The sequence below is a fragment of the Actinophytocola oryzae genome, from assembly GCF_004364325.1.
Classification (GTDB): domain Bacteria; phylum Actinomycetota; class Actinomycetes; order Mycobacteriales; family Pseudonocardiaceae; genus Actinophytocola; species Actinophytocola oryzae.
The window spans coordinates 66293-87360 of sequence record NZ_SOCP01000001.1; the positions used below are offsets into that span (position 1 = coordinate 66293).

The 21068-nt window shown below is 71.3% G+C and carries 16 protein-coding genes; 14 read left to right on the top strand and 2 right to left on the bottom strand.

The window, feature by feature from the left end; translation table 11 throughout:
* The first annotated feature begins 40 nt into the window (after nucleotides 1–40).
* Complete coding sequence (locus CLV71_RS00270) at nucleotides 41–4027, top strand: RHS repeat-associated core domain-containing protein (protein WP_133900511.1); 3987 nt, start codon at nucleotides 41–43, stop codon at nucleotides 4025–4027.
* A 327-nt stretch (nucleotides 4028–4354) separates the two neighbouring features.
* Here CLV71_RS00270 and CLV71_RS00275 read toward each other — a convergent pair whose 3' ends face one another.
* Nucleotides 4355–5386 carry a LacI family DNA-binding transcriptional regulator gene (locus CLV71_RS00275; RefSeq protein WP_133900512.1) on the bottom strand — a complete coding sequence of 344 codons (1032 nt, stop codon included), beginning with the start codon at nucleotides 5384–5386 and terminating at the stop codon, nucleotides 4355–4357.
* A 140-nt stretch (nucleotides 5387–5526) separates the two neighbouring features.
* On the opposite strand from CLV71_RS00275, the gene CLV71_RS00280 reads away from it, so the two are divergent.
* The 5 genes from CLV71_RS00280 (at nucleotide 5527) to CLV71_RS00300 (ending at nucleotide 13388) form a co-directional block, all read left to right on the top strand.
* On the top strand, nucleotides 5527–7098 hold the full coding sequence (locus CLV71_RS00280) for a glycoside hydrolase family 13 protein (protein WP_133900513.1): 1572 nt from the start codon (nucleotides 5527–5529) through the stop codon (nucleotides 7096–7098).
* Nucleotides 7099–7114: 16 nt separating this feature from the next.
* Entirely contained in the window at nucleotides 7115–8482 is a 1368-nt protein-coding gene (locus CLV71_RS00285) for an ABC transporter substrate-binding protein (RefSeq protein WP_133900514.1), read from the top strand.
* 4 nt (nucleotides 8483–8486) lie between these two features.
* Nucleotides 8487–9443, top strand: coding sequence for a carbohydrate ABC transporter permease (locus CLV71_RS00290; RefSeq protein WP_133900515.1), 957 nt, complete (start codon nucleotides 8487–8489; stop codon nucleotides 9441–9443).
* 244 nt (nucleotides 9444–9687) lie between these two features.
* Nucleotides 9688–10485, top strand: coding sequence for a carbohydrate ABC transporter permease (locus CLV71_RS00295; RefSeq protein ID WP_208297316.1), 798 nt, complete (start codon nucleotides 9688–9690; stop codon nucleotides 10483–10485).
* 29 nt (nucleotides 10486–10514) lie between these two features.
* The gene (locus CLV71_RS00300; protein ID WP_133900517.1) at nucleotides 10515–13388 is read left to right on the top strand and encodes a CBM35 domain-containing protein; all 2874 of its coding nucleotides are present in this window, start codon (nucleotides 10515–10517) and stop codon (nucleotides 13386–13388) included.
* Between the two features lie 43 nt (nucleotides 13389–13431).
* On the opposite strand, the gene CLV71_RS00305 is transcribed toward CLV71_RS00300, so the two are convergent.
* Nucleotides 13432–14004: a TetR/AcrR family transcriptional regulator gene (locus CLV71_RS00305; protein WP_133900518.1), complete on the bottom strand. Its 573-nt coding sequence runs from the start codon at nucleotides 14002–14004 to the stop codon at nucleotides 13432–13434.
* 99 nt (nucleotides 14005–14103) lie between these two features.
* On the opposite strand from CLV71_RS00305, the gene CLV71_RS00310 reads away from it, so the two are divergent.
* The 8 genes from CLV71_RS00310 (at nucleotide 14104) to CLV71_RS00345 (ending at nucleotide 21050) form a co-directional block, all read left to right on the top strand.
* A complete protein-coding gene (locus CLV71_RS00310; RefSeq protein WP_133900519.1) occupies nucleotides 14104–14820 on the top strand; it encodes an SDR family NAD(P)-dependent oxidoreductase in 717 nt (238 codons plus the stop codon).
* A gap of 83 nt (nucleotides 14821–14903) precedes the next feature.
* Nucleotides 14904–16007, top strand: coding sequence for an NAD(P)/FAD-dependent oxidoreductase (locus CLV71_RS00315; RefSeq protein WP_279588700.1), 1104 nt, complete (start codon nucleotides 14904–14906; stop codon nucleotides 16005–16007).
* A gap of 49 nt (nucleotides 16008–16056) precedes the next feature.
* Nucleotides 16057–16317, top strand: coding sequence for a (2Fe-2S)-binding protein (locus CLV71_RS00320; protein ID WP_133900520.1), 261 nt, complete (start codon nucleotides 16057–16059; stop codon nucleotides 16315–16317).
* Nucleotides 16307–17620, top strand: a complete 1314-nt coding sequence (locus CLV71_RS00325; RefSeq protein ID WP_133900521.1) for an FAD/NAD(P)-dependent oxidoreductase — start codon at nucleotides 16307–16309, stop codon at nucleotides 17618–17620. The genes CLV71_RS00320 and CLV71_RS00325 overlap by 11 nt, the downstream gene beginning before the upstream one ends.
* Nucleotides 17617–18504, top strand: coding sequence for a dihydrodipicolinate synthase family protein (locus CLV71_RS00330; protein ID WP_133900522.1), 888 nt, complete (start codon nucleotides 17617–17619; stop codon nucleotides 18502–18504). The genes CLV71_RS00325 and CLV71_RS00330 overlap by 4 nt, the downstream gene beginning before the upstream one ends.
* Before the next feature lies 1 nt (nucleotide 18505).
* Complete coding sequence (locus CLV71_RS00335) at nucleotides 18506–19507, top strand: proline racemase family protein (RefSeq protein ID WP_133900523.1); 1002 nt, start codon at nucleotides 18506–18508, stop codon at nucleotides 19505–19507.
* Nucleotides 19504–20385 carry an ornithine cyclodeaminase family protein gene (locus CLV71_RS00340; protein WP_133900524.1) on the top strand — a complete coding sequence of 294 codons (882 nt, stop codon included), beginning with the start codon at nucleotides 19504–19506 and terminating at the stop codon, nucleotides 20383–20385. Before CLV71_RS00335 ends, CLV71_RS00340 begins: the two co-directional genes overlap by 4 nt.
* Nucleotides 20382–21050 (top strand): GntR family transcriptional regulator, encoded by a 669-nt coding sequence (locus CLV71_RS00345; RefSeq protein ID WP_133900525.1) that lies wholly within the window; start codon nucleotides 20382–20384, stop codon nucleotides 21048–21050. Before CLV71_RS00340 ends, CLV71_RS00345 begins: the two co-directional genes overlap by 4 nt.
* The last annotated feature ends 18 nt before the right edge of the window (nucleotides 21051–21068 follow it).

Here is a 21068-nt window from a genome sequence, read left to right on the forward strand (position 1 = left end):
CCCCATTGGCTACGGTGTGGGCCGACGAGGGGGTGCATCCATGACTCCGCGGCGAAGACACACGGGAGCCGGGCCGGACGGCGGCCACCACGACTCCGGGTCCGGCAGTACTGGTCGGACCGGTGACGGCGCGGACGTCGACCCCGACCACGTCGACACGATGGCCGGGCGGCTCGCGAACACCGGGGGCCGCGTCGACTCGGTCGGCACCACGCTCGACGGGATCACCGTCGGCAGCCAGAGCATGGGCATCGTGGGCGGGAGCTTCACCGGCGCCGCGCAGACCCACGTGCAGGCCGCCCGCCACCACGTGACCCGCACGCGCCAGGCCGTGCGCGACGCCGAGGACGGCACCCGCGCGACCGCCCGGGACTACCGCGTCACCGAGGAAACCAACGCGGCGAACCTCGCCGACATCGACACCGGCACCGACGTCCCCCGCACCGGCCGGGGCACGGCAGGCGGTGGCACGGCAGGCGGTGGCACGGTTCCGCCACGCGGGCCGGACCGGCCGGGCGGTGACGGCGACGACCCGGGCGGCGGCCAGCGCAGCGACGGGAACGGCGGCTGCGACGGCAAGGGCGGCGACCCCGTCGACGTCGTGTCCGGCCAGATGATCACCGACGCGGTCGACGTCGAGCTGCCCGGGCTCCTGCCGCTGGTCCTGCGCCGCGCCTACGCCTCCGGGTACGAGCACGGCGCGTCCTTCGGCCCCGGCTGGTCCGCGACCGTCGACCAGCGCCTCGAGCTCACCGCCGACGCGGTCCGCTACGTCGGCGACGACGCGCAGGTCCTCGTCTACCCGCACCCCGGCAGCGAGCCGGTGCTGCCCGCCGCGGGCGCCCGCTGGCCGCTCACCAGGGACGGCGCGACCTACCGCGTCGAGGACCCGGAGTCCGGCTGGGTACGCCACTTCGCGCCCGACTCGACCGACCGCTACCGCCTCACCACGCTGACCGACCGCAACGGCAACGCGATCACCTTCACCCGCGACCGCGTCACCCACGCGGGCTACGTCGTGGCCATCGACCACACCGAGACACAGGCAGGCGAGCGCGTCGGCGCGCTGCGGCTGCTCGACGGCAGTCCCGACGGCATCCGGCTCGTCCAGTTCGGCTACGACGTGGCCGGCAGGCTCACCGCGATCATGGACTCGACCGGTGTCCCCTACCGGTACGCCTACGACGACGCGAACCGGATCACGGCGTGGGTCGACCGCAACGGCTACCGCTACGACTACGGCTACGACGCGGCGGGCCGGGTGGTGCGCGCCGAGGGCCAGGACGGCACGCTGACCTCGACGTTCGCCTACGACACCGAGAACCGGGTCACCACGGTCACCGGCGCGTACGCACAGGTCACCGCCTACCACTACGACCGGCACAACCACCTGACCCGCGTGGTCGACCCGCTCGGCAACGCGGTCGCCATGGAGTACGACCGCCACCACCGCCTGCTCTCCCACACCGACGGCCTGGGCAACACGATCCGCTACACCCTCGACGAGAACGGCGACCCGGTCGCGGTCGACCAGGCCGACGGCACCCGCCTCACCGTCGAGTACGAGCGGCGCCGCCCGGTCCGCGCGGTCGCCGCGGACGGCGGGGTCTGGCGCCACGCCTACGACGAGCGCGGCAACCTCCTGTCGGTCACCGACCCGGCGGGCGGCGTCATCGCCTACGCCTACGACGGTCGCGGCCACCGCGTCGCCCGCACCGACCCGCTCGGCCGCGTCGAGCGCTACGACACCGACGCGGCGGGGCTCGTCGTCCGGGTCACGTCGGCGAGCGGGTTCACCGGCACCCTCACGCGTGACCCGTTCGGCCGGGTCACCTCGGTCACCGACGCCGTCCACGGCGTCACCGGCCAGGGCTGGACCGTGGAGGGCAGGCAGCTGTGGCGGGTGCTCCCCGACGGCGCGCGTGAGGAGTGGCGCTACGACGCCATGGGCAACCTCACCGAGTACCGCAACCCGGCCGGGCACGCCACCGCCTTCACCTACGGCCCGTTCGGCCTGCCCGCGTCGCGCGTGGAGGCCGACGGCGCCCGGTACGTGTTCACCCACGACCACGAGCTGCGCCTCACGGCCGTGACCAACCCGGCGGGCCTGCGCTGGCGGTACGTGTTCGACGCGGCGGGCAGGCTGGTCGAGGAGACCGACTTCAACGACCGGACCATGCGCTACGCCAACGACGCCGCGAACCGCCTCACCGAGCGGACCAACGGCGCGGGCCAGACCGTCAGGCTCGACCGGGACGTCGTCGGCCGGGTCGTGCGCTCGGTGTCCGACGACGGCCGCACCACCACCTTCGCCTACGACGCCGCGGGCCGGGCCGTCCGCGCGGCGGCGGAGGACAGCGTGGTGGAGTACGCCCACGACCCGGTCGGCCGGATCGTCGCGGAGACCGTCGACGGCCGGACCGTCTCGCACACCTACGACCTCGCGGGCCGGCGGGTGCGCCGCGTGACCCCCTCCGGGGTGGTGTCGGAGTGGACCTACGACGCCGACGGGCTGCCCGAGGTGCTCGCGACGGCGGGCGGCACCCTGTCGTTCCGCCACGACGGCGCGGGCCGCGAGGTCGGCAGGACGTTCGGCAGCGGGTCGCTCACCCAGACGTGGGGCCCGGCGAACCAACTCGTCGGCCAGACGATCCTCGGCGCGGGCGGGCACCGGCTCCAGGCACGCGGCTACCGCTACCACACGGACGGGCGGCCCTCGGAGATCACCGACCAGCTCGCGGGCACCCGCCGCTTCGACCTCGACCCGGCAGGCCGCGTCACCGCCGTGCACGCGGCGAGCTGGCGGGAGACCTACGCCTACGACCCGCTCGGCAACGTCGCGACCGCCACCTACCCCGCGCAGGACGACAGCGCGCAGGGGCCACGCGACACGCAGGGCACGCTGGTGCGCCGGGCCGGACGCGTGTCCTACGAGTACGACGCCCAGGGCCGCGTGGCCCGCACCGTGCGGCGCACGCTGTCCGGGTTGCGCCAGGAGTGGCGGTACACGTGGGACGCCGAGGACCGGCTGACCGGTGTGGTCACCCCGGACGGCGTGGTGTGGCGGTACCGCTACGACCCGCTCGGCCGCCGCGTCGCCAAGGTGCGCATCGGCGAGGACGGCCTGGTCGCGGAGGAGACGGTGTTCAGCTGGGACGGTGGCACGCTCGCCGAGCAGTGGACCGTCACCGGCGGCGTCGGCGAGGCCGTGACCTGGGACTACGATCCCGGCACCTACCGGGCGGCGACCCAGCTGCGCCGCACGTGGGAGAACCAGGACGAGATCGACAACCAGTTCTACGCGATCGTCACCGACCTGGTCGGCACACCGAGCGAGCTGGTCACGCTCGACGGTCGGATCGCGTGGCGGCGCACGGCCGGCCTGTGGGGGAGCGGCTTCACGACCGGGGCGCCGGGGGTCGACTGTCCGCTGGGCTTCCCCGGCCAGTACCACGACACCGAGACCGGCCTGTACTACAACCTGACGCGTTACTACGACGCGGACCTCGCCGCGTACCTGTCGCCGGACCCGCTCGGGCTGCGGCCCGCGATGAACCCGTACCGGTACGTCGACAACCCGCTGATGTGGATCGACCCGCTCGGGCTGTCCGCGTTCACGCCGCTCCAGTTGGCGTTCACGAGGTTCTGGTCCCCTGTGGACTACGGCGGCCAGCGCGTGTACCAGCGCGATGACCTCGTCGAACCGGACCACGTGTCGCCACTGGACAAGTACGGCAGGACCAACCTGAAACGGATGACCCAGGGCCTCGCGCCGATGGGGCCGGACGACAAACCGGTCGACATCCACCATGTGCTCCAGACCCAGGACGGCCCGCTCGCGGAGCTGACACAGTCGATGCACCTGGCGCAGGGTGCGTACCTCGGCGGTGGTTCCCACAACACGCTGCACTGGAAGGCGCGCACGGACCTGCCCAGCGGGATGGACCGGGATGCGTTCGAGGACTGGAAGAAGGAATACCGGCGGGAACGGGCCAAGGGATTCGGATCGTGTCCTGAGAGACGATGAGCGGTGTCGAATCGGTAGCGGAACTCGTCGAACTGATCAGGAACAACCCCGACGAGGCGAACTTCACGGGCGGCCTGTCCGAACAGGACGTCGTGCGCGCGGAACGGGAGCTGTCGATGGCGTTTCCCCCGTCTCGCCGACGACTTCGGCACGTATGCCCTGCGCAGGTACACCCACGCGCTGGGCCGAACGCACTGAAGGACGCCTTCGTAACGCTCGGCGCACTGAAGGGAGCCTTCGTGACGGTGGCTGCACTGAAGGGAGCCTTCGTAACGCCGCACGTACTGAAGGGAGCTTTCGTAACGCCGCACGTACTGAAGGCGTCCTTCAGTGCGTGCGGCGCCGGGCGGCGGGTGCTGCCGTCGAGTCGCGCTCCACCAGGTGCACGTCGAGTGTCACCGGCGTTGCCGGGCGTCGCTCGTCCTTCATCGCCCCCAGCAGCAGTGACACCGCGTTCGCGGCCTTCGCGGTCAGATCCTGTGCCACCGTGGTCAGTTTCGGCGTGACATACGCACTCAGGTCGAGATTGTCGAAGCCCACCACGGACATCCGGCCCGGAACCGGCACACCGGCCTCCGCAAGCCCCGCCATGATGCCGATCGCCAGGATGTCGGCCGTCGCGAAAACCGCTGTGGTGTCCGGGAAATCCGTCGCCAGACGTCGACCGAGCGCGACACCGTCCTCGTGTGTCGTGTTGACCGTCGCCACGTCCTCATGCGACAGTCCCGCGTCGGCGAACGCCGCCCGGAACCCCCGAAGGCGCTCCGCCACCACGCCCACGTCCACGAAGGCCGGACCCGCGAACAGGATCTCCCGGTGCCCCGACGAGATCAGGTGCGCCGCCGCGAGCCGCGCACCCGTGAAGTCGTCCGAGCGCACCCCGGTCGTCAGCGGGTTGTCCGCGTAGCTGTCGATCGCCAGCACCGGCACGCGCCCCAGCTCCGTCCCGCCGAGACGGTCGATCTCCGCGTCGAGGAAACCCAGCAGGATCGCCCCGTCCAGGCTCCACGACCGCAACGCCTCGGGGATCTCGGCCGGGTCGGCGATGCCGCGCAACAGCAGGTGGTAGCCGCTCTTGCGCAGCGATCTCTCGACCTGGCCGAGGATCGCGGTGTTGTGCGGGCTCAACGTCAGGCTGTCCTCGTCCGCGGCAGGCACCAGCAGCCCCACCAGGTGCGAGGTCCGCGCGGCGAGACTGCGGGCCGACGCGCTCGGCACGTACCCCAGCTCCGCCACGATCCGCTGCACCTTCGCGACCGTCGCGGGGGACACCCTGGCGTGGTTGCCGTTGACCACGTTCGACACGGTCATCATGCTCACCCCCGCCGCCGTGGCGATGTCCTTGAGCGTCACCCGCATACGTGTTCCTTCCCCACCACTCCAGCCTAGGGCCGTTGACAGCCACGCCGGTGCCCGTCTACCGTCACCCATCACAAGTATAGCGCTAAACCTCATCTGATCTGCGACGACGAGGGGTACAAACATGTCTCGGGCCGACCATGGGCAGTGAATGGTGGCGTAACGCGGTGATCTACCAGGTCTACCCGCGCAGCTTCGCCGACGGGAACGGCGACGGCACCGGCGACCTCGCCGGGGTCCGGTCCCGCCTGCCCTACCTGCGTGGCCTGGGCGTGAACGCGATCTGGTTCACCCCCTGGTACGCCTCGCCGCAGGCCGACGGCGGCTACGACGTGGCCGACTACCGCGCGATCGACCCGGCCCTCGGCACCCTCGCCGAAGCCGAGGAGCTGATCACCGCCGCGAACGAGCACGGCATCCGCACGATCATCGACGTCGTGCCCAACCACATCTCCAGCGAGCACCCGTGGTTCCGCGCCGCACTCGCCGCCGGACCGGGATCACCCGAACGCGAACGCTTCTGGTTCCGCGACGGCGACGACCCGCCGACCGGCTGGACCTCCGCGTTCTCCGGCGGCACCTGGACGAGGGTCCAGGACGGACAGTGGTACCTGCACCTGTTCGACTCCGCGCAACCCGACCTGAACTGGAACCACCCCGACGTGCGGCGCGAACACGAGGACGTCCTGCGGTTCTGGTTCGACCGCGGCGTCGCAGGCATCCGCGTCGACTCCGCCACCATGCCGGTCAAAGACCCCGAACTGCCCGAGGTCCCGGAGTCCTACCGGGCCGGGGAGCACCCGTTCCTCGACCGCGACGAACTGCACGACATCTACCGCGGCTGGCGCGCGGTCGCCGACTCCTACCCCCAGCAACGCGTCCTCGTCGGCGAGATCTGGCTCGACGACCAGCACCGCTTCGCCCGCTACCTGCGGCCCGACGAGATGCACTCGGCGTTCAACTTCGACTTCATGATGCGCCCGTGGGACGTCAAACAGCTCCGCGAGGCCATCCAGTCCACACTGGACTCCCACGCCCCGGTCAAGGCGCCCCCGACCTGGGTGCTGTCCAACCACGACGTCACCCGCCCGGTCACCCGCTACGGCCGCGTCGACAGCTCGTTCGGCTTCCTGGCCAAGCGTTTCGGCACCCCGACCGACCCGGCCCGAGGGGAGCGCCGCGCCCGCGCCGCCGCACTGCTCACCGCCGCGCTCCCCGGCACGCTCTACGTCTACCAGGGCGACGAGCTGGGACTGCCGGAGGTCGAGGACCTGCCGCTGGACGCCCTGCGCGACCCCATGCACCACCGCTCCGGCGGCATCGACCCCGGCCGCGACGGCTGCCGCGTACCCATCCCGTGGACCCGCGACGGCGCCTCGTACGGCTTCGGCGCGGCCGCCGACACCTGGCTCCCGCAACCCGACGGCTGGGGCGAGCACTCCGTCGAGGCGCAGGACACCGACCCAGACTCGATGCTCTCCCTGTACCGCAACGCGTTGACGCTGCGACGAACCCTGCTGGGCAACGAGGACTTCGCCTGGCTCGACGCGGGCGAGGACGTCATCGCCTTCGCCAGAGGCGACGTACTCTGCGTGGTCAACTTCGGCCCCGACCCCGTGCCACTGCCCGACCACCGCGAGGTCCTGCTCACCAGTGCAGGCCTCGACACCAACCGCTTACCCACCGACGCCGCCGCCTGGCTGCGTGCCTGATCCACCTGGAGCGACAATGAAGTCTTCCGTGATCACCACCGGGATAGCGCTGGTCCTGGTGCTGTCCGCGTGCGGCTCCGGCGGCGGCCGGAGCGAGGACGACGTCAGCGCCGACGGCAAGATCGTCGTCGAGGTCGCCATGGACGCCGGCCTCGAGCAGAACGCGATCGACGCGTTCAACCAGCGGGTCACGCAGTTCGAGGCGGCACACTCCGACGTCGACATCCGGCCGCAGGAGTACACGTGGACGGCCGCGACGTTCACCTCGCAGCTGGCGGGCGGCACCATCCCGGACGTGTTCACCGTCCCGTTCACCGACGGCCGGGGCCTGATCGAACGCAAGCAGATCGCGGACGTCAGCGGCGAGGTCGCGAAGCTGCCCTACGCGAAGTCGTTCAACCCCAACGTGGCCAAGGCGGGCCAGTCGACCGACAGGACACAGTGGGCGGTGCCGATCGCCGCGTACGGCCAGGCACTGCACTACAACCGCACGCTGTTCACGCAGGCGGGCCTCGACCCCGACGACCCACCGTCCACCTGGGACGAAGTGCGCGTCGCGGCGAAACAGATCACCGCACGCACCGGACAGGCCGGTTACGCCCAGATGACCACCGACAACACCGGCGGCTGGATCCTGACCACGTTGGACTACGCGTACGGCGGCCGCGCCGAGGAACTCAAGGGCGACAAGGCGACCGCGACCATCGACACCCCCGAGATGGCGAAGGCCGTCGACCTGATGCGGTCCATGCGGTGGGACGACAACAGCATGGGCGCCAACTTCCTGTACGACTGGGCAGGCATCAACCAGGACTTCGCGGCAGGCCGCATCGGCATGTACGTGTCCGGCGGCGGCAACTACGGCAACCTGGTGACCCAGAACGCGTTGAAACCACAGGACTACGGCGTCACCGTCCTCCCGCTCGCGAAGGGCGGGGACGCAGGAGTGCTCGGCGGCGGCACCCTCGCGGTGGTGAGCCCGAAGACGGGCGAGAAGACCCGCGCGGCGGCCGTCCAGTGGATCGACTTCTTCTACGTGGGCAAGCTCACCGACAAGGACGCGGCCGTCCTGAACGCGAAGACACAGTCCGACTCCGGCCAACCGGTCGGCACGCCCGACCTGCCGGTGCTCGACCGCGCCACCTACGACGCACAGCAGAAGTGGATCGCCGACTACGTCAACGTGCCGGTCGACCAGCTGGAGCCGTACACGTCCGGCATGTTCGACCAGCCACTCGTGCCGGAACCCGCGAAGTCCACACAGGACGTCTACAAGATCCTCGACACCGTGGTGCAGACCGTGCTCACCGACAAGGACGCGGACGTCAAGGCATTGCTGGCCGACGCGCAGTCGCAGGCACAGGCACTGCTCGACCGGGGCTGAGACCATGGCCGTCACGCTGGAGACCCGCCCGGTGCACGCACCCGTTCCGCGTGCGCCGCGGCGGCGGCGCGGCCCACGCAGCTGGGTGCGGGGCGGCGGGCTCTCGACGCTGCTGTTCCTGCTGCCGCTGCTCGTGGTGTTCGGGTTCTTCTCGTGGGGCCCGATCATCCAGTCCGTGGTGATGAGCGTCCAGGAGACGAACCTGGTCGCCGCGGCGGAGTTCGTCGGCCTCGACAACTTCGCCGCGGTGCTCGCCGACCCTCTACTGTGGACTGCGGTGCGGAACACGCTCTGGTTCGCCGCGCTGGCACTGCTGTTCGGCTACCCGATCCCGCTGGTGGCGGCCGTGCTGATCAGCGAGGTCCGCAAACGACGCGGCCTGTTCGCCGCCCTGGCGTACCTGCCGGTCGTGGTGCCGCCGGTGGTCGCGGTGCTGCTGTGGAAGTTCTTCTTCGACGCGGGCACGACCGGCGTGTTCAACACGATCCTCGGCGCGGTCGGACTGGGACCGCTGCAGTGGCTGCAGAACGCCGACTCCGCGATGCCGTCGCTCGTACTGGAGGCCACGTGGGCCGCCGCGGGCGGCACGATGATCATCTACCTGGCGGCGCTGGCGGCTGTGCCACCCGAGCTGTACGAGGCGGCCGAGATCGACGGCGCGTCGGTGTGGCGCAGGGTCTGGCACGTGACGCTGCCGAACCTGCGCAACGTCCTGCTGGTCACGTTCATCCTGCAGATCATCGGCACCGCACAGGTGTTCCTGGAGCCGTTCCTGTTCACCGGCGGCGGCCCGGCGAAGGCCACGACGACCGTGCTGCTGCTGATCTACGACTACGCGTTCGCGGACAGCCTCGGCGGCGACTACGGCAAGGCGACCGCGCTGAGCCTGATGCTGGCAGCGGTGCTGGCCGTGCTCTCGGTGGTGTACTTCCGCATCACCCGATCGTGGAGCACGTCGTGAGCGGAGCAAACCAGGACTATCCTGGACGGCAGCTGACCTGGGACCGGCCGCACGAATGGGACTCTCACCCGGGCCCGACGTACGAGTGGGACTCTCGTACGGATCCAGGGAGCAGAACGGACGGCTCGCACGTTGCCATGGAGGTAGCGTCGGGCAGGGCGGGGCCAGGCAAGGGGGCGCCGTCGTGAGAGGAGTCGTCTCACCGTCCGAATGGAGGTCCACGAGAGTACGTCGCCCACTACGGGTGCTGCACGGCCTGCTGCTGGCGGCGCTGCTGGTGGTAGGCCTCGGGCCGGTGCTGTGGCTGGCCAAGGCCGCGGTCACGCCCACACAGGACACACTGCGGGAGCCGCTCGCGATCTTCCCGCACGGGATCGACCTCGCGAACCTGGCCACGGCCTGGACACGGGTCGACATCGACAAGCACTTCGCGAACACCGTGATCATGGCGGCAGGCTCTTGGCTGGTGCAGCTGGTCGTCGCGACGACCGCCGGCTACGCACTCGCCGTGCTCCGACCCCGCTACGGCAAGCTGGTCATGGGCGTCGTGCTCGCGACCCTGTTCGTCCCGTCGATCGTGCTGCTCGTGCCGCTGTACCTGACAGTCGTCAACGCCTCGATGATCAACACGTTCTGGGCGGTGTGGCTGCCCGCCGGCGCCAACGCGTTCAACGTCGTGCTGGTGCAGCGGTTCTTCGCGAACCTGCCCCGCGAGGTGTTCGAGGCCGCCAAGGTCGACGGCGCCGGGACGTTCCGCCTGTTCTGGTCGGTGGTCCTGCCGATGTCCCGGCCGATCATCGGCGTCGTGTCCGTGTTCGCGGTCGTGGCCAGTTGGAAGGACTTCCTCTGGCCGCTGCTGGTGCTGCCCGACCCGGCGATGCAGCCGCTGTCGGTGCGGCTGCCCGCGCTCCAGCGGTACGTCGAACTGGACGTCTTCCTCGCCGCACTCGCCATCTCTTCGGTGATCCCCATCGCGCTTTTCCTTGTCTTCCAACGCCTCTTCCTGCGCGGCGGCGCGCTGGAGGGTGCGGTCAAAGGCTGAAGTCCCCTGCACACGAGGAGCCGACAACGATGTTGAAGCTAACTCTCACGGCGGTCCTTGCCGCCCTCATCGCGGCGGCCGGTGTGGTCGCCGGTGACGTGGTGGCCTCGGCCGCCACCTCCCAGGAGGCCGAGGCGCCACAGCTCGCCGGCGGCGCCCGCGTCGAGTCGGAACATCCCGGCTACACGGGCTCCGGCTACGTCGGCGGTTTCGTCGACGCCAACCGCGGCAACGCGACCGCCGTTTTCACACTCACCGGCGTCACCTCCGGCGGTAACGACCTGACCATCCGCTACGCCAACGGCACGGGCGCCGCCCGCACGATGTCGCTGGTGGTCAACGGAACCAGCCGCCAGATCTCCTTACCCGCGACGTCGAACTGGGACACCTGGGGCACCACGCACCAGACCGTGACCCTGACGGCGGGCACGAACACGGTCGTCCTGCGCTACGGCATGGCCGACAACGGCAACGTGAACCTCGACAACCTCGCCGTCGCCGCACTTCCGGCCGCGCCTGGGCTCGAGGCGGAGTCCTCGACGCTGTCCGGCGGCGCCGTCGTGGAGTCCGAACACCCCGGCTACTCCGGCACCGGCTACGTCGGCGGGTTCGTGGACGCCAACCGCGGCAACGCGACCGCCACGTTCACGGTCGCCGGCGCGACGTCCGGCAACCACAACCTGACCGTCCGCTACGCCAACGGCACGGGCGCCACCCGCACGATGTCGTTGCTGGTCAACGGTTCCACTCGGCAGATCGCGTTGCCGGCCACCGCCAACTGGGACACCTGGACCAGCACGACCGAACAGGTGACGCTGAACGCGGGCACCAACACGATCGCGCTCCGGTACGGGACCGCCGACAACGGCAACGTGAACGTGGACAACCTCGTGCTCACCACGGCGCTCCCGGCCACGGGCGGCGAGCTGGAGACCGCGTTCCTGTCCGGTGGCGCGACCGTCGGCACGGACGTCTCGGGCTACACCGGCTCCGGCTTCGTCACGGGCCTGGCGGTCGGCGCCCGCGTCATCCGCACCGTGAACGCGTCCACCGCCGGCACGCAGGCCGCGACGCTGCGGTTCCGCAACGCGACCGGCGGCAGTCGCACGCTTTCCCTGTACGTCAACGGGTTGCGGCAGACGCAGGTCACACTTCCCGCCGGTGACTGGCAGACCGCGAGCAGCAACGTGCCGCTGCGGGCCGGCGTGAACCTGGTCGGCTACCAGGTCGACCAGGGCGACACCGGCGGCGTGCAGCTCGACAACGTGGCCGTCGCGGGCACCACCGCGCTCGCCACCCGGGGCGCGACCCTCCCGTACACCACCTACGAGGCCGAGGCGGGCAGCACCAACGGCCGTGTCCTCGCCGCCGACCGCACCTACACGACCAGGCAGGCCGAGGCGTCCGGCCGTCGCGCGGTCGAGCTGACCGGCAGCCAGTACGTGCAGGTCACCCTCACCAAGCCGGCCAACGCGATCACCGTGCGCGCCAGCATCCCCGACAACGCGGCGGGCACCGGCATCACCGCCCCACTGGCCGTGTACGCGGGTGCCACCAAGGTCACCGACCTGACGCTGACGTCGAAGTACACCTGGATGTACGGGCCCTACCCGTTCGCGGGCGCTCCGGGTGGGGAACGCCAGCACCGCTACTTCGACGACTCCCGCGTGCTGCTGCCCACCACCTATCCGGCGGGCACGGTCCTGAAGCTCGCCAAGGAGACCACCGCTGCGGACTCGATCACCGTCGACCTGCTGGACGCCGAGGTGGCCGACCCCGCACTGACCGCCCCGACCGGCTACGTGAACGTCAACAGCTACGGCGCGGTCCCGAACGACAGCGGCGACGACACGAACGCGATCCGCTCCGCCATCTCGGCGGCACAGTCGAACAGCACCAGGGGAGTGTGGCTCCCGGCAGGCCGGTACGTCGTGAGCGGCCTGCTGGATGTGGCGACTGTGAGCGTGCGCGGAGCGGGCATCTGGCACACTGTCCTGCAGGGCATCAACCGGCGCGGCGGCTTCATGGCGGGCGGCGGCAACGTGCAGCTGGCCGACTTCACCTTCGACGGCGACGTCACCACCCGCGACCCGGACGGCGCCCCGAACTCCGACGCGGCCTTCGAGGGCGACTTCGGCACGGGTTCGCTGATCCACCACGTGGCCACCAACCACGCGAAGGTCGGCCTGTGGGTGAAGGGCAACACGAACGGCCTGTACGTGTCGGCGGTCCGCCTGCGCAACACCATGGCGGACGGCGTGAACGTCAACGGCAACGCGACGAACGTGCGCGTGGAGCAGAGCACGCTGCGGAACACGGGTGACGACGCGCTGGCGATGTGGTCCTACGCCGGGGCGGGTGGCACGGTCCGCGACAGCGTGTTCGCGTTCAACACCGTGGCGACCCCGATCCTGGCCAACGGCGCGGCGGTCTACGGCGGTGCGAACAACCGCGTCGAGGACAACACGATCACCGACACGGTGTTCCAGGGCTCGGGCGTCACGGTGTCCAACTGGCACGACGCGACCCCGTTCAGCGGCACGACCACCGTGGCGCGGAACACGCTGACCCGCACGGGCACGCACAGCCTCGACTGGGGCAGTGACCTGGGCGCGGTGTGGCTGTACGCGCCGACGACGGCCATGACCGGCGCGGTCGTGCTGCGCGACCTGACGGTCAACGACAGCACCTACCAGGGCCTGCTGACGAGCTGGCAGCAGCCGATCAACAACCTGACCGTCGAGCGCGTGGCGTTCAACGGCACCGGCACGATCGGCATGGAGTTCAACACCCCGGGCAGCGGGACGTTCGGCAACGTCACGGTCTCCGGCAACGGGGGCCCGGCACTGGCCAACAACGCGGGCTTCGCCATCACGAGAGGACCCGGCAACACCGGCTGGTGACAAAGCCGGGACGGCCCCGGACGGCATCGCCCGTCCGGGGCCCTCAGGTGCTCGTCGACTGCAGGCCTGCCAGGTAGATCGCCAGGAAGCGGCGCCATTCGGTGGGGTCGGTGTCCAGCGAGTCGCGGATCACCTGGGCCATCGCGCGGGTCAGGGTGGCCACGTCGCCGGTCGTGTAGTCCGCCCGCAGTCGGCCGCTCTCCCGCGCGCGGCGGACCAGCTCGGCGGCGTGTCCTGCGCCCGTGTGACACGACTCCACGACGCCCCTGGCGTTCGGCAGGTCCCTGACCAGCACCTCGTTGAGGCCGCGGTCCCTGGCGTGCAGCGCGAACACGCCCTCGAGATACCCGACGAAGCCGTGCCACGGATCCGGGTCGGCCAGTGCCCGCTCGCCGAGCGTCGCCAGCTCCGTCAACCGCTCCGGGAAGATCGCCTCGAAGAACGTGTCCCGGGTGGGGAAGTGCGCGTACAGGGTGCCGATGCTGACCTCGGCCCGCCGCGCGATGTGCTCCAGCGGCACGTCGAGGCCGCGTTCCCCGAACAGCTGCGTGGCCGCGGCCAGCAGCTTCTCCCTGTTGCGGGCCGCGTCGGCCCGCAACGGCCTGGGGTTCGCCATGGCCACAGTCTAATGAAATCGAGGATACCCTCGACTTGTGGTAGCGTCGCCGCCGTAAGTCGAGGGTGTCCTCGGATTAGCGCAGCGAAAGGCTCGTCCATGTCACGCACCGCCGTCGTCATCGGGGTCGGCCCCGGTCTCGGCCTCTCCGTCGCCCACCGCTTCGGCCGCGAGGGGTACGCCGTCGCCCTCGTCTCGCGTTCGGCGAACCGGCACGCCGACTACGTGGCCTCCCTGGCCGACAAGGGGATCAGAGCCGAACCCTTCACCGCCGACGTCCACGACCGCGCCCAACTCGAGGCCACGCTGGACGCGATCGAGACCCGGCTCGGCGCACCGGACCTGCTCTACTACGGCCCCGGCGCACGCGACCTCGACGCACCCAGGCCGGGCGGCATCACCCAGACCACCTCCGAGGAGGTGCGCGAGGCGATGGCAGGCGTCCACCCCGCCATCGACGCCGTCAACCGGGTGCTGCCCGGCATGGTCTCCCGGGGCACGGGCAGCCTGCTGTTCGCCGGCGGCCTCAGCTCCGTGGTGCCCATGCCGTTCCTCGGTGCGCTGGCGCTGTCGTCCGCCGCACTGCGCACCTACGCCGTCACGCTCAACGCCGGGCTGACCGGCACGGGGGTCTACGCGGGCACCCTGACGATCGGTGCTCTCATCGCACGCGGCGACATCCACCGGTACGTGGCCTCGAACCCGGAGCAGTACGGCGACGTGTCGCCGCGGACCCTGGACCCGGACGACATCGCGGACACCGCGTGGCTCCTGACCGTCGAGCGTGACCGGGCCGAAGAAGTGGTCACCCTGTAGTGAGGTTAGCCTCACTTAATCTACCTGACAGGCCTGCTGACAAGACCCTTCTATGTCACAGTGCAATGTGACATAGTACTGAGGTGGACGTGCTAGTCATCGGCGCCGGAATGGTCGGCGCGGCGTGTGCGTACTACTGCGCGACCGTCGGGCTCGGGGTCGGGGTGGTCGACCGGGGCGCGGTCGCGAGCGGCACGACGAGCGCGGGCGAGGGCAACATCCTGGTGTCCGACAAGGATCCCGGCCCGGAGCTGGACCTCGCGCTGCTGTCGGTGCGGCTGTGGGCGGAGCTGGACGGCGACTTCGAGCTGGAGGCCAAGGGCGGCGTCGTGGTCGCCCGCACGCCGGAGGCGTTGGCGGGGCTGACCGAGCTGGCGGCGAAGCAACGGGCGTGCGGGGTCGTCACGGAGACCGTGGACCCGCGCGAACTGGAGCCGTGTCTGACCCCGGACGTCGCGGGTGGCGTGTTCTACCCGCAGGACACGCAGGTCCAGCCCATGCTCGCCGCCGCGTCACTGCTGCGTGCGGCGCGTGCCAGGGGTGCGGTCGTGCGGACCGGGGCCGAGGTGCTGGAGTTGCGCCGGGACAAGGACATCACCCGCGTGCGGACCAGCGCGGGGGAGCTGTCCGCACGCTGGGTCGTCAACGCGGCGGGCACGTGGGGCGGTGCGGTCGCGATGCTGGCCGGTGCCCCCGTGCCCGTGCTGCCCCGCCGGGGGTTCATCCTCGTCACCGAGCCGCTGCCGCCGCTCGTCCGGCACAAGGTCTACTCCGCCGACTACGTGGCCAACGTGGCGAGCGACGACGCCGGGCTCGAGACGTCCGTGGTCGTCGAGGGCACACGGGCGGGCACCGTGCTGATCGGCGCCAGCCGCGAACGCGTCGGGTTCGACCGCACGTTCTCCCTGCCGGTGGTGCGAAAGCTCGCCGCGCAGGCGGTGGACCTGTTCCCGTTCCTCGCGGAGGTGAACCTGCTGCGCGGCTACCTCGGGTTCCGGCCGTACTGCCCCGACCACCTGCCGGTGATCGGCCCGGACCCACGCGTGCCCTGGCTCGTGCACGCGTGCGGTCACGAGGGCGCGGGCATCGGCCTCGCCGCCGCCACCGGCCACCTCGTCGCGCAGACCCTCACCGGCGCGACACCCGACCTCGACCTGACCCCCTTCCGACCGGACCGGTTCGCATGAGCGGAGCCTGCGGAGCGTTCCGGTGCCACGGAGTCGGCGAGGGGGCGGCATGAGCACTTTCAGCTTCGACGGCGAGGACGTCACCGCGGTGCCGGGCCAGAGTGTCGGCGCGGCGCTGATCGCGGCGGGCCACCGGTCCTGGCGGACCACGAGGCACGCCGGTGCGCCACGTGGCGTGTTCTGCGGCATCGGGATCTGTTACGACTGCCTCGTGGTGGTGAACGGCACGCCCAACCTGCGGGCCTGCCTGACCGAGGTCCGCGACGGCGACGAGGTCGCATCGCAGGAGGGCACCGGCCGTGGTCGCTGACATCGCCGTACTCGGCGCCGGTCCGGCCGGGCTCGCCGCCGCGGTCGCCGCGCACCGGGCAGGCGCACGGGTCACGCTGGTCGACTCGGCGTCCCGGGTCGGCGGGCAGTACTGGCGCCACCGCGACGGCGCGGAACCCGCCGGGCTGCGGCCTTTCACCGACGTCCCGCTCGACTTCCGGGCAGGGCACGCGATCTGGCACGTCGAACGCACCGACGACGGCTTCACCACGCACACGTCCGCCGGCGAGGTCCTGTCCCGCAAGGTGATCGTGGCGACCGGCGCGTACGACCGGCAGGTGCCCTTCCCGGGCTGGACCCTGCCGGGGGTGTTCACGGCCGGTGGCGCGCAGGCCCTGCTGAAGGGCCACGGGGTCGTCGCGGGGGACCGGGTGGTCGTCGCGGGAACCGGACCGTTCCTGCTGCCCGTCGCCGCCGGGCTCGCCCGCGCGGGTGCCCGCGTGCTGGGGGTGTTCGAGGCAGGTTCGCCGCTCGGGTTCACGCGTCGCCCGGCCGCCGTGCTGCGCAACCCCGGCAAGCTCGCCGAGGGCGCAGGCTACCTGCGGGTCCTGCGTAAGCGCCGGATCCCGTTCCACACCAGGCAGACCGTGGTCGCCGCGCACGGCGACGACCAGGTCCGGGCGGTGACCGTCGCGACGCTCGACCGGGACTGGCACGTCGTGTCGCACCGCGAGCTCGAGTGCGACACCGTGGCCGTCGGCTACGGGTTCACGCCACAGCTGGAGATCCCGCTCCAGCTCGGCTGCGCCACCCACCTCGACCTCGACGGCAGCCTGGTCGCCACCGCGGACGACCGGCAGCGGGCCTCGGTGCCCGACGTCTTCCTGGCCGGCGAGGTCTGCGGGATCGGCGGCGTCCAACTGTCCCTTGTGGAGGGTGAGCTGGCGGGCCGCCACGCGGCGGGCGCCGAGCCGGACGCCAGGGTACTGCGGCGGCGCGCGGCCCTGCGGGCGTTCGCGGCCGCCATGCACCGCACGTACCCCGTCCCGCCCGGCTGGCAGACCTGGCTGGCCGACGACACGCTCGTCTGCCGGTGCGAGGAGGTGTCGGCCGCGACGATCCGCCGGTCCATCGTGGATCTCGGGGCGACGGACCCGCGTGCCGTCAAGCTCGTCGCCCGGCCGGGCATGGGGCTGTGCCAGGGCAGGGTGTGCGGGTACGCCACCGCCTGCCTGGTGTCGCGGCCCGTCACCGCCGACGGCCTGCGGGGCATGGCCACCCGGCCCATCGCACAACCGGTCACTCTCGGAGAGCTCGCGCGACAACATGTGGAGGAACGATGACCAAGCCGTGGCACGGAGTCCTGGTGGCGACCGCGTTGCCGTTCGACGAATCGCTCGCCGTCGACCTCGACCGGTACGCCGAGCACGTCGCGTGGCTGGCCGCGCACGGCTGCCACGGCGTCACCCCCAACGGCTCGCTCGGTGAGTACCAGACCCTCCCGCCCAAGGAGCGGGCCAGGGTGGTGCGCACGGCCATCGACGCCGCCCCGGAGGGCTTCACCGTGATGCCCGGCGTCGCCGCGTACGGCGCCGCGGAGGCAAGGGGCTGGGCCGAGAACGCGGGCGAGGCGGGTGCCAAGGCCGTGATGCTGTTGCCGCCCAACACCTACCGTGCCGACGAGCGCGCGGTGATCGCGCACTACCGCGAGGTCGCCAAGGTCGGCCTGCCGATCGTGGCCTACAACAACCCCACCGACACCAAGGTCGACCTGGTCCCCGAGCTGCTCGCCCAGCTGTACGACGAGGGGCTGATCGTCGGGGTCAAGGAGTTCACCGGCGACGTGCGGCGCCCGTACCGGATCCACGAGCTGGCCCCCGGCCTCGACGTGCTGTGCGGTGCCGACGACGTGGCGTTGGAGCTGGCCGTCGCGGGCGCGGTCGGGTGGATCGCGGGCTTCACCAACGCGCTGCCGGACTCCACCGTGGCGCTGTGGGAGGCCGCGTCGGCGGGTGACCTCGACAAGGCGCTGCCGCTCTACCGGCTGCTGCACCCGTTGCTGCGCTGGGACTCCCGCACCGAGTTCGTGCAGGCCATCAAGCTCAGCATGGACATCGTGGGCCGCTACGGCGGGCCGTGCCGCCAGCCCCGCGTGGCGCTCACGCCGGAACACGAGGCGGCCGTGCGCCTGGCCACCGAGCACGCGCTCGCGGAAGGGCTTTCCTGACATGCGGGCGAAACGGGTCTTCCACGCCGTCGACTCCCACACCGAGGGCATGCCCACGCGGGTGATCACCGGCGGCGTCGGCGTCATCCCCGGCGACACGATGTTCGACCGGCGCCTGTACTTCATCTCCCACCTCGACCACCTGCGCCGACTGCTGATGAACGAGCCACGCGGCCACTCCGCCATGAGCGGCGCGATCCTGCAGCCGCCCGCCCGGCCCGACGCCGACTGGGGTGTGGTGTTCATCGAGGTGTCCGGCTGCCTGCCGATGTGCGGGCACGGCACCATCGGCGTCGCCACGGTCCTGGTGGAGACGGGCATGGTCGAGGTGACCGAGCCCGTCACGACCATCCGACTCGACACCCCGGCCGGTCTCGTCGTCGCGGAGGTCGCGGTCGCGGACGGGGTCGCGAAGGCGGTCACCATCCAGAACGTGCCGTCGTTCACCGTCGCACTCGACCAGACCGTCGACGTGCCCGGTTTCGGCGACGTGCGCTACGACATGGCCTTCGGCGGCAACTTCTACGCGATCCTCGACCTCGACCAGCTCGGGCTGCCGTTCGACCGCGCGGCGGGACAACGGCTGCTCGACGCCGGACTGTCCATCATGGACGCGATCGACAAGCAGAACCGCCCGGTGCACCCGGAACAGCCGGAGATCGCGGGCTGTCACCACGTCTACCTCGCCGCACCCGGCTCCACCGCACGGCACTCCCGGCACGCGATGGCCATCCACCCCGGCTGGTTCGACCGTTCGCCGTGCGGCACCGGCACCAGCGCGCGGATGGCGCAGCTGCACACGCGGGGCGAACTGCCGCTGCATACCGACTTCCGCAACGAGTCGTTCATCGGCACGCACTTCACCGGCAGGCTGGTCTCCGCGACCACGGTCGGGGACCTGGCCGCCGTGGTGCCGACGATCACCGGCCGCGCCTGGCTCACCGGCACCGCACAGTACTTCCTCGACCCCGACGACCCGTTCCCGGAGGGGTTCCAGCTGTGATCCCGTTCCTGGACACCCTCCCGGACGAGCGGTCGGCCATCGCGGCCATCCGCGCCGCGCTCCGCGACGGCCTCGACCCGGAGGCGGGGTGGGCGCGGTCGCTCGTGCCGGTCGAGCACGGTCAGATGATGCTGATGCCCGCGGAGTGGGGCCGGTACGCGGGCATCAAGGTCGGCACCGTCGCGCCGGACAACCCGTCGCTTGGCCTGCCCCGCATCCAGGGCATGTACATGCTGCTGGACGGCGAGACCCTGGCCCCGCTGGCGATCGTGGACGGCGCGACGCTGACCATCTCACGCACGGCGGCCGTGTCCGCGCTCGCGGTCGACCTGCTGGCCTCGCCGGACGCGTCGTGCCTCGTGGTGTTCGGCACCGGTCCCCAGGCGCGGGGCCATGTCGCGGCGATCCGCACCGTCCGGCCGATCGACGAGGTGATCGTGGTCGGGCGCTCCCACGCGGCCGAGTTCGCGTCCTCGGTGGACGGCAGGGCCGGCTCGACGGTCGACGTGGCCAGGGCACACGTGGTGGTGTGCGCGACGACGGCACGCACCCCGCTGTTCAACGGCGGCATGCTGCAGCGCGGGGCCACGGTCGTCGCGGTCGGCTCGCACGAGCCGAACGTCCGCGAGGTCGACGACCGCACCGTGTGCGCGTCGACCGTCGTGGTGGAGGCCCGCAGCGCCGCACTGCGTGAGGCGGGCGACGTGGTCCAGCCGCTGGCGGCAGGCGTGTTCGACCCGAACACGCTGGTGTGCCTCGCAGGCCTCGTGCGGGGCGAGGCGAAGGTCGACATGTCGCGCCCGAGGCTGTTCAAGAGCGTCGGCATGGCCTGGGAGGACCTGGTGATCGCCGCGACCGGCTGGGAGAACCGGCCGTGAGCGGGGAGAACGCGTTGACACTTCCCGCGCTGGCCGGACGCCGCAGCCTGCGTGAGGAGATCACCCGGACACTGCGGGCGGCGGTGATCTCGGGCGAGCTGCGGCCCGGCGTGGTCTACTCGGCGCCGAGCCTCGCCGCCCAGTTCGGCGTCTCGGCCACCCCGGTCCGGGAGGCGATGCTGGACCTTGCCAACGAGGGTCTGGTGGACACCGTCCGCAACAAGGGCTTCCGGGTGACGCAGGTGTCCGAAAAGGACCTCGACGAGCTGAGCGAGCTCCGCGCGCTGATCGAGGTGCCCACCGTCCGCCGGATAGCCGAGACGGGTGTCCCCGACGCGGTGCTCGGCGAACTGCGGGCGCTGGCAACGGAGATCGAGGACGCCGCGGGCCGGCGGGACCTGATCGCCCACGTCAACGCCGACATGGAGTTCCACCTGAGGCTCCTGTCCCTGTCCGGCAACCACCGCCTGGTGGAGACGGTCCGCTCCCTGCGTGCGCGCTCGCGGATCTACGGCCTGCGGACCCTCGCCTCCCGCGACGCACTGGTCCCGTCGGCCCACGAGCACGCGGAGCTGCTGGACCTGCTGTCCTCGGGCGACACCGACGGCGTGGAAGACCTGATGCGCCGCCACATCGGCCATGTCCGCACCATCTGGGCCGAGTAGGGGCGGGGTGCTAGGTTC

Excerpts from the sequence above, each read along its gene's own strand:
- CLV71_RS00270 (WP_133900511.1), top strand. The coding sequence starts at position 41 with ATGACTCCGCGGCGAAGACACACGGGAGCCGGGCCGGACGGCGGCCAC.
- CLV71_RS00275 (WP_133900512.1), bottom strand. The coding sequence starts at position 5,386 with ATGCGGGTGACGCTCAAGGACATCGCCACGGCGGCGGGGGTGAGCATG.
- CLV71_RS00280 (WP_133900513.1), top strand. The coding sequence starts at position 5,527 with ATGGGCAGTGAATGGTGGCGTAACGCGGTGATCTACCAGGTCTACCCG.
- CLV71_RS00285 (WP_133900514.1), top strand. The coding sequence starts at position 7,115 with ATGAAGTCTTCCGTGATCACCACCGGGATAGCGCTGGTCCTGGTGCTG.
- CLV71_RS00290 (WP_133900515.1), top strand. The coding sequence starts at position 8,487 with ATGGCCGTCACGCTGGAGACCCGCCCGGTGCACGCACCCGTTCCGCGT.
- CLV71_RS00300 (WP_133900517.1), top strand. The coding sequence starts at position 10,515 with ATGTTGAAGCTAACTCTCACGGCGGTCCTTGCCGCCCTCATCGCGGCG.
- CLV71_RS00305 (WP_133900518.1), bottom strand. The coding sequence starts at position 14,004 with ATGGCGAACCCCAGGCCGTTGCGGGCCGACGCGGCCCGCAACAGGGAG.
- CLV71_RS00310 (WP_133900519.1), top strand. The coding sequence starts at position 14,104 with ATGTCACGCACCGCCGTCGTCATCGGGGTCGGCCCCGGTCTCGGCCTC.
- CLV71_RS00320 (WP_133900520.1), top strand. The coding sequence starts at position 16,057 with ATGAGCACTTTCAGCTTCGACGGCGAGGACGTCACCGCGGTGCCGGGC.
- CLV71_RS00330 (WP_133900522.1), top strand. The coding sequence starts at position 17,617 with ATGACCAAGCCGTGGCACGGAGTCCTGGTGGCGACCGCGTTGCCGTTC.
- CLV71_RS00335 (WP_133900523.1), top strand. The coding sequence starts at position 18,506 with ATGCGGGCGAAACGGGTCTTCCACGCCGTCGACTCCCACACCGAGGGC.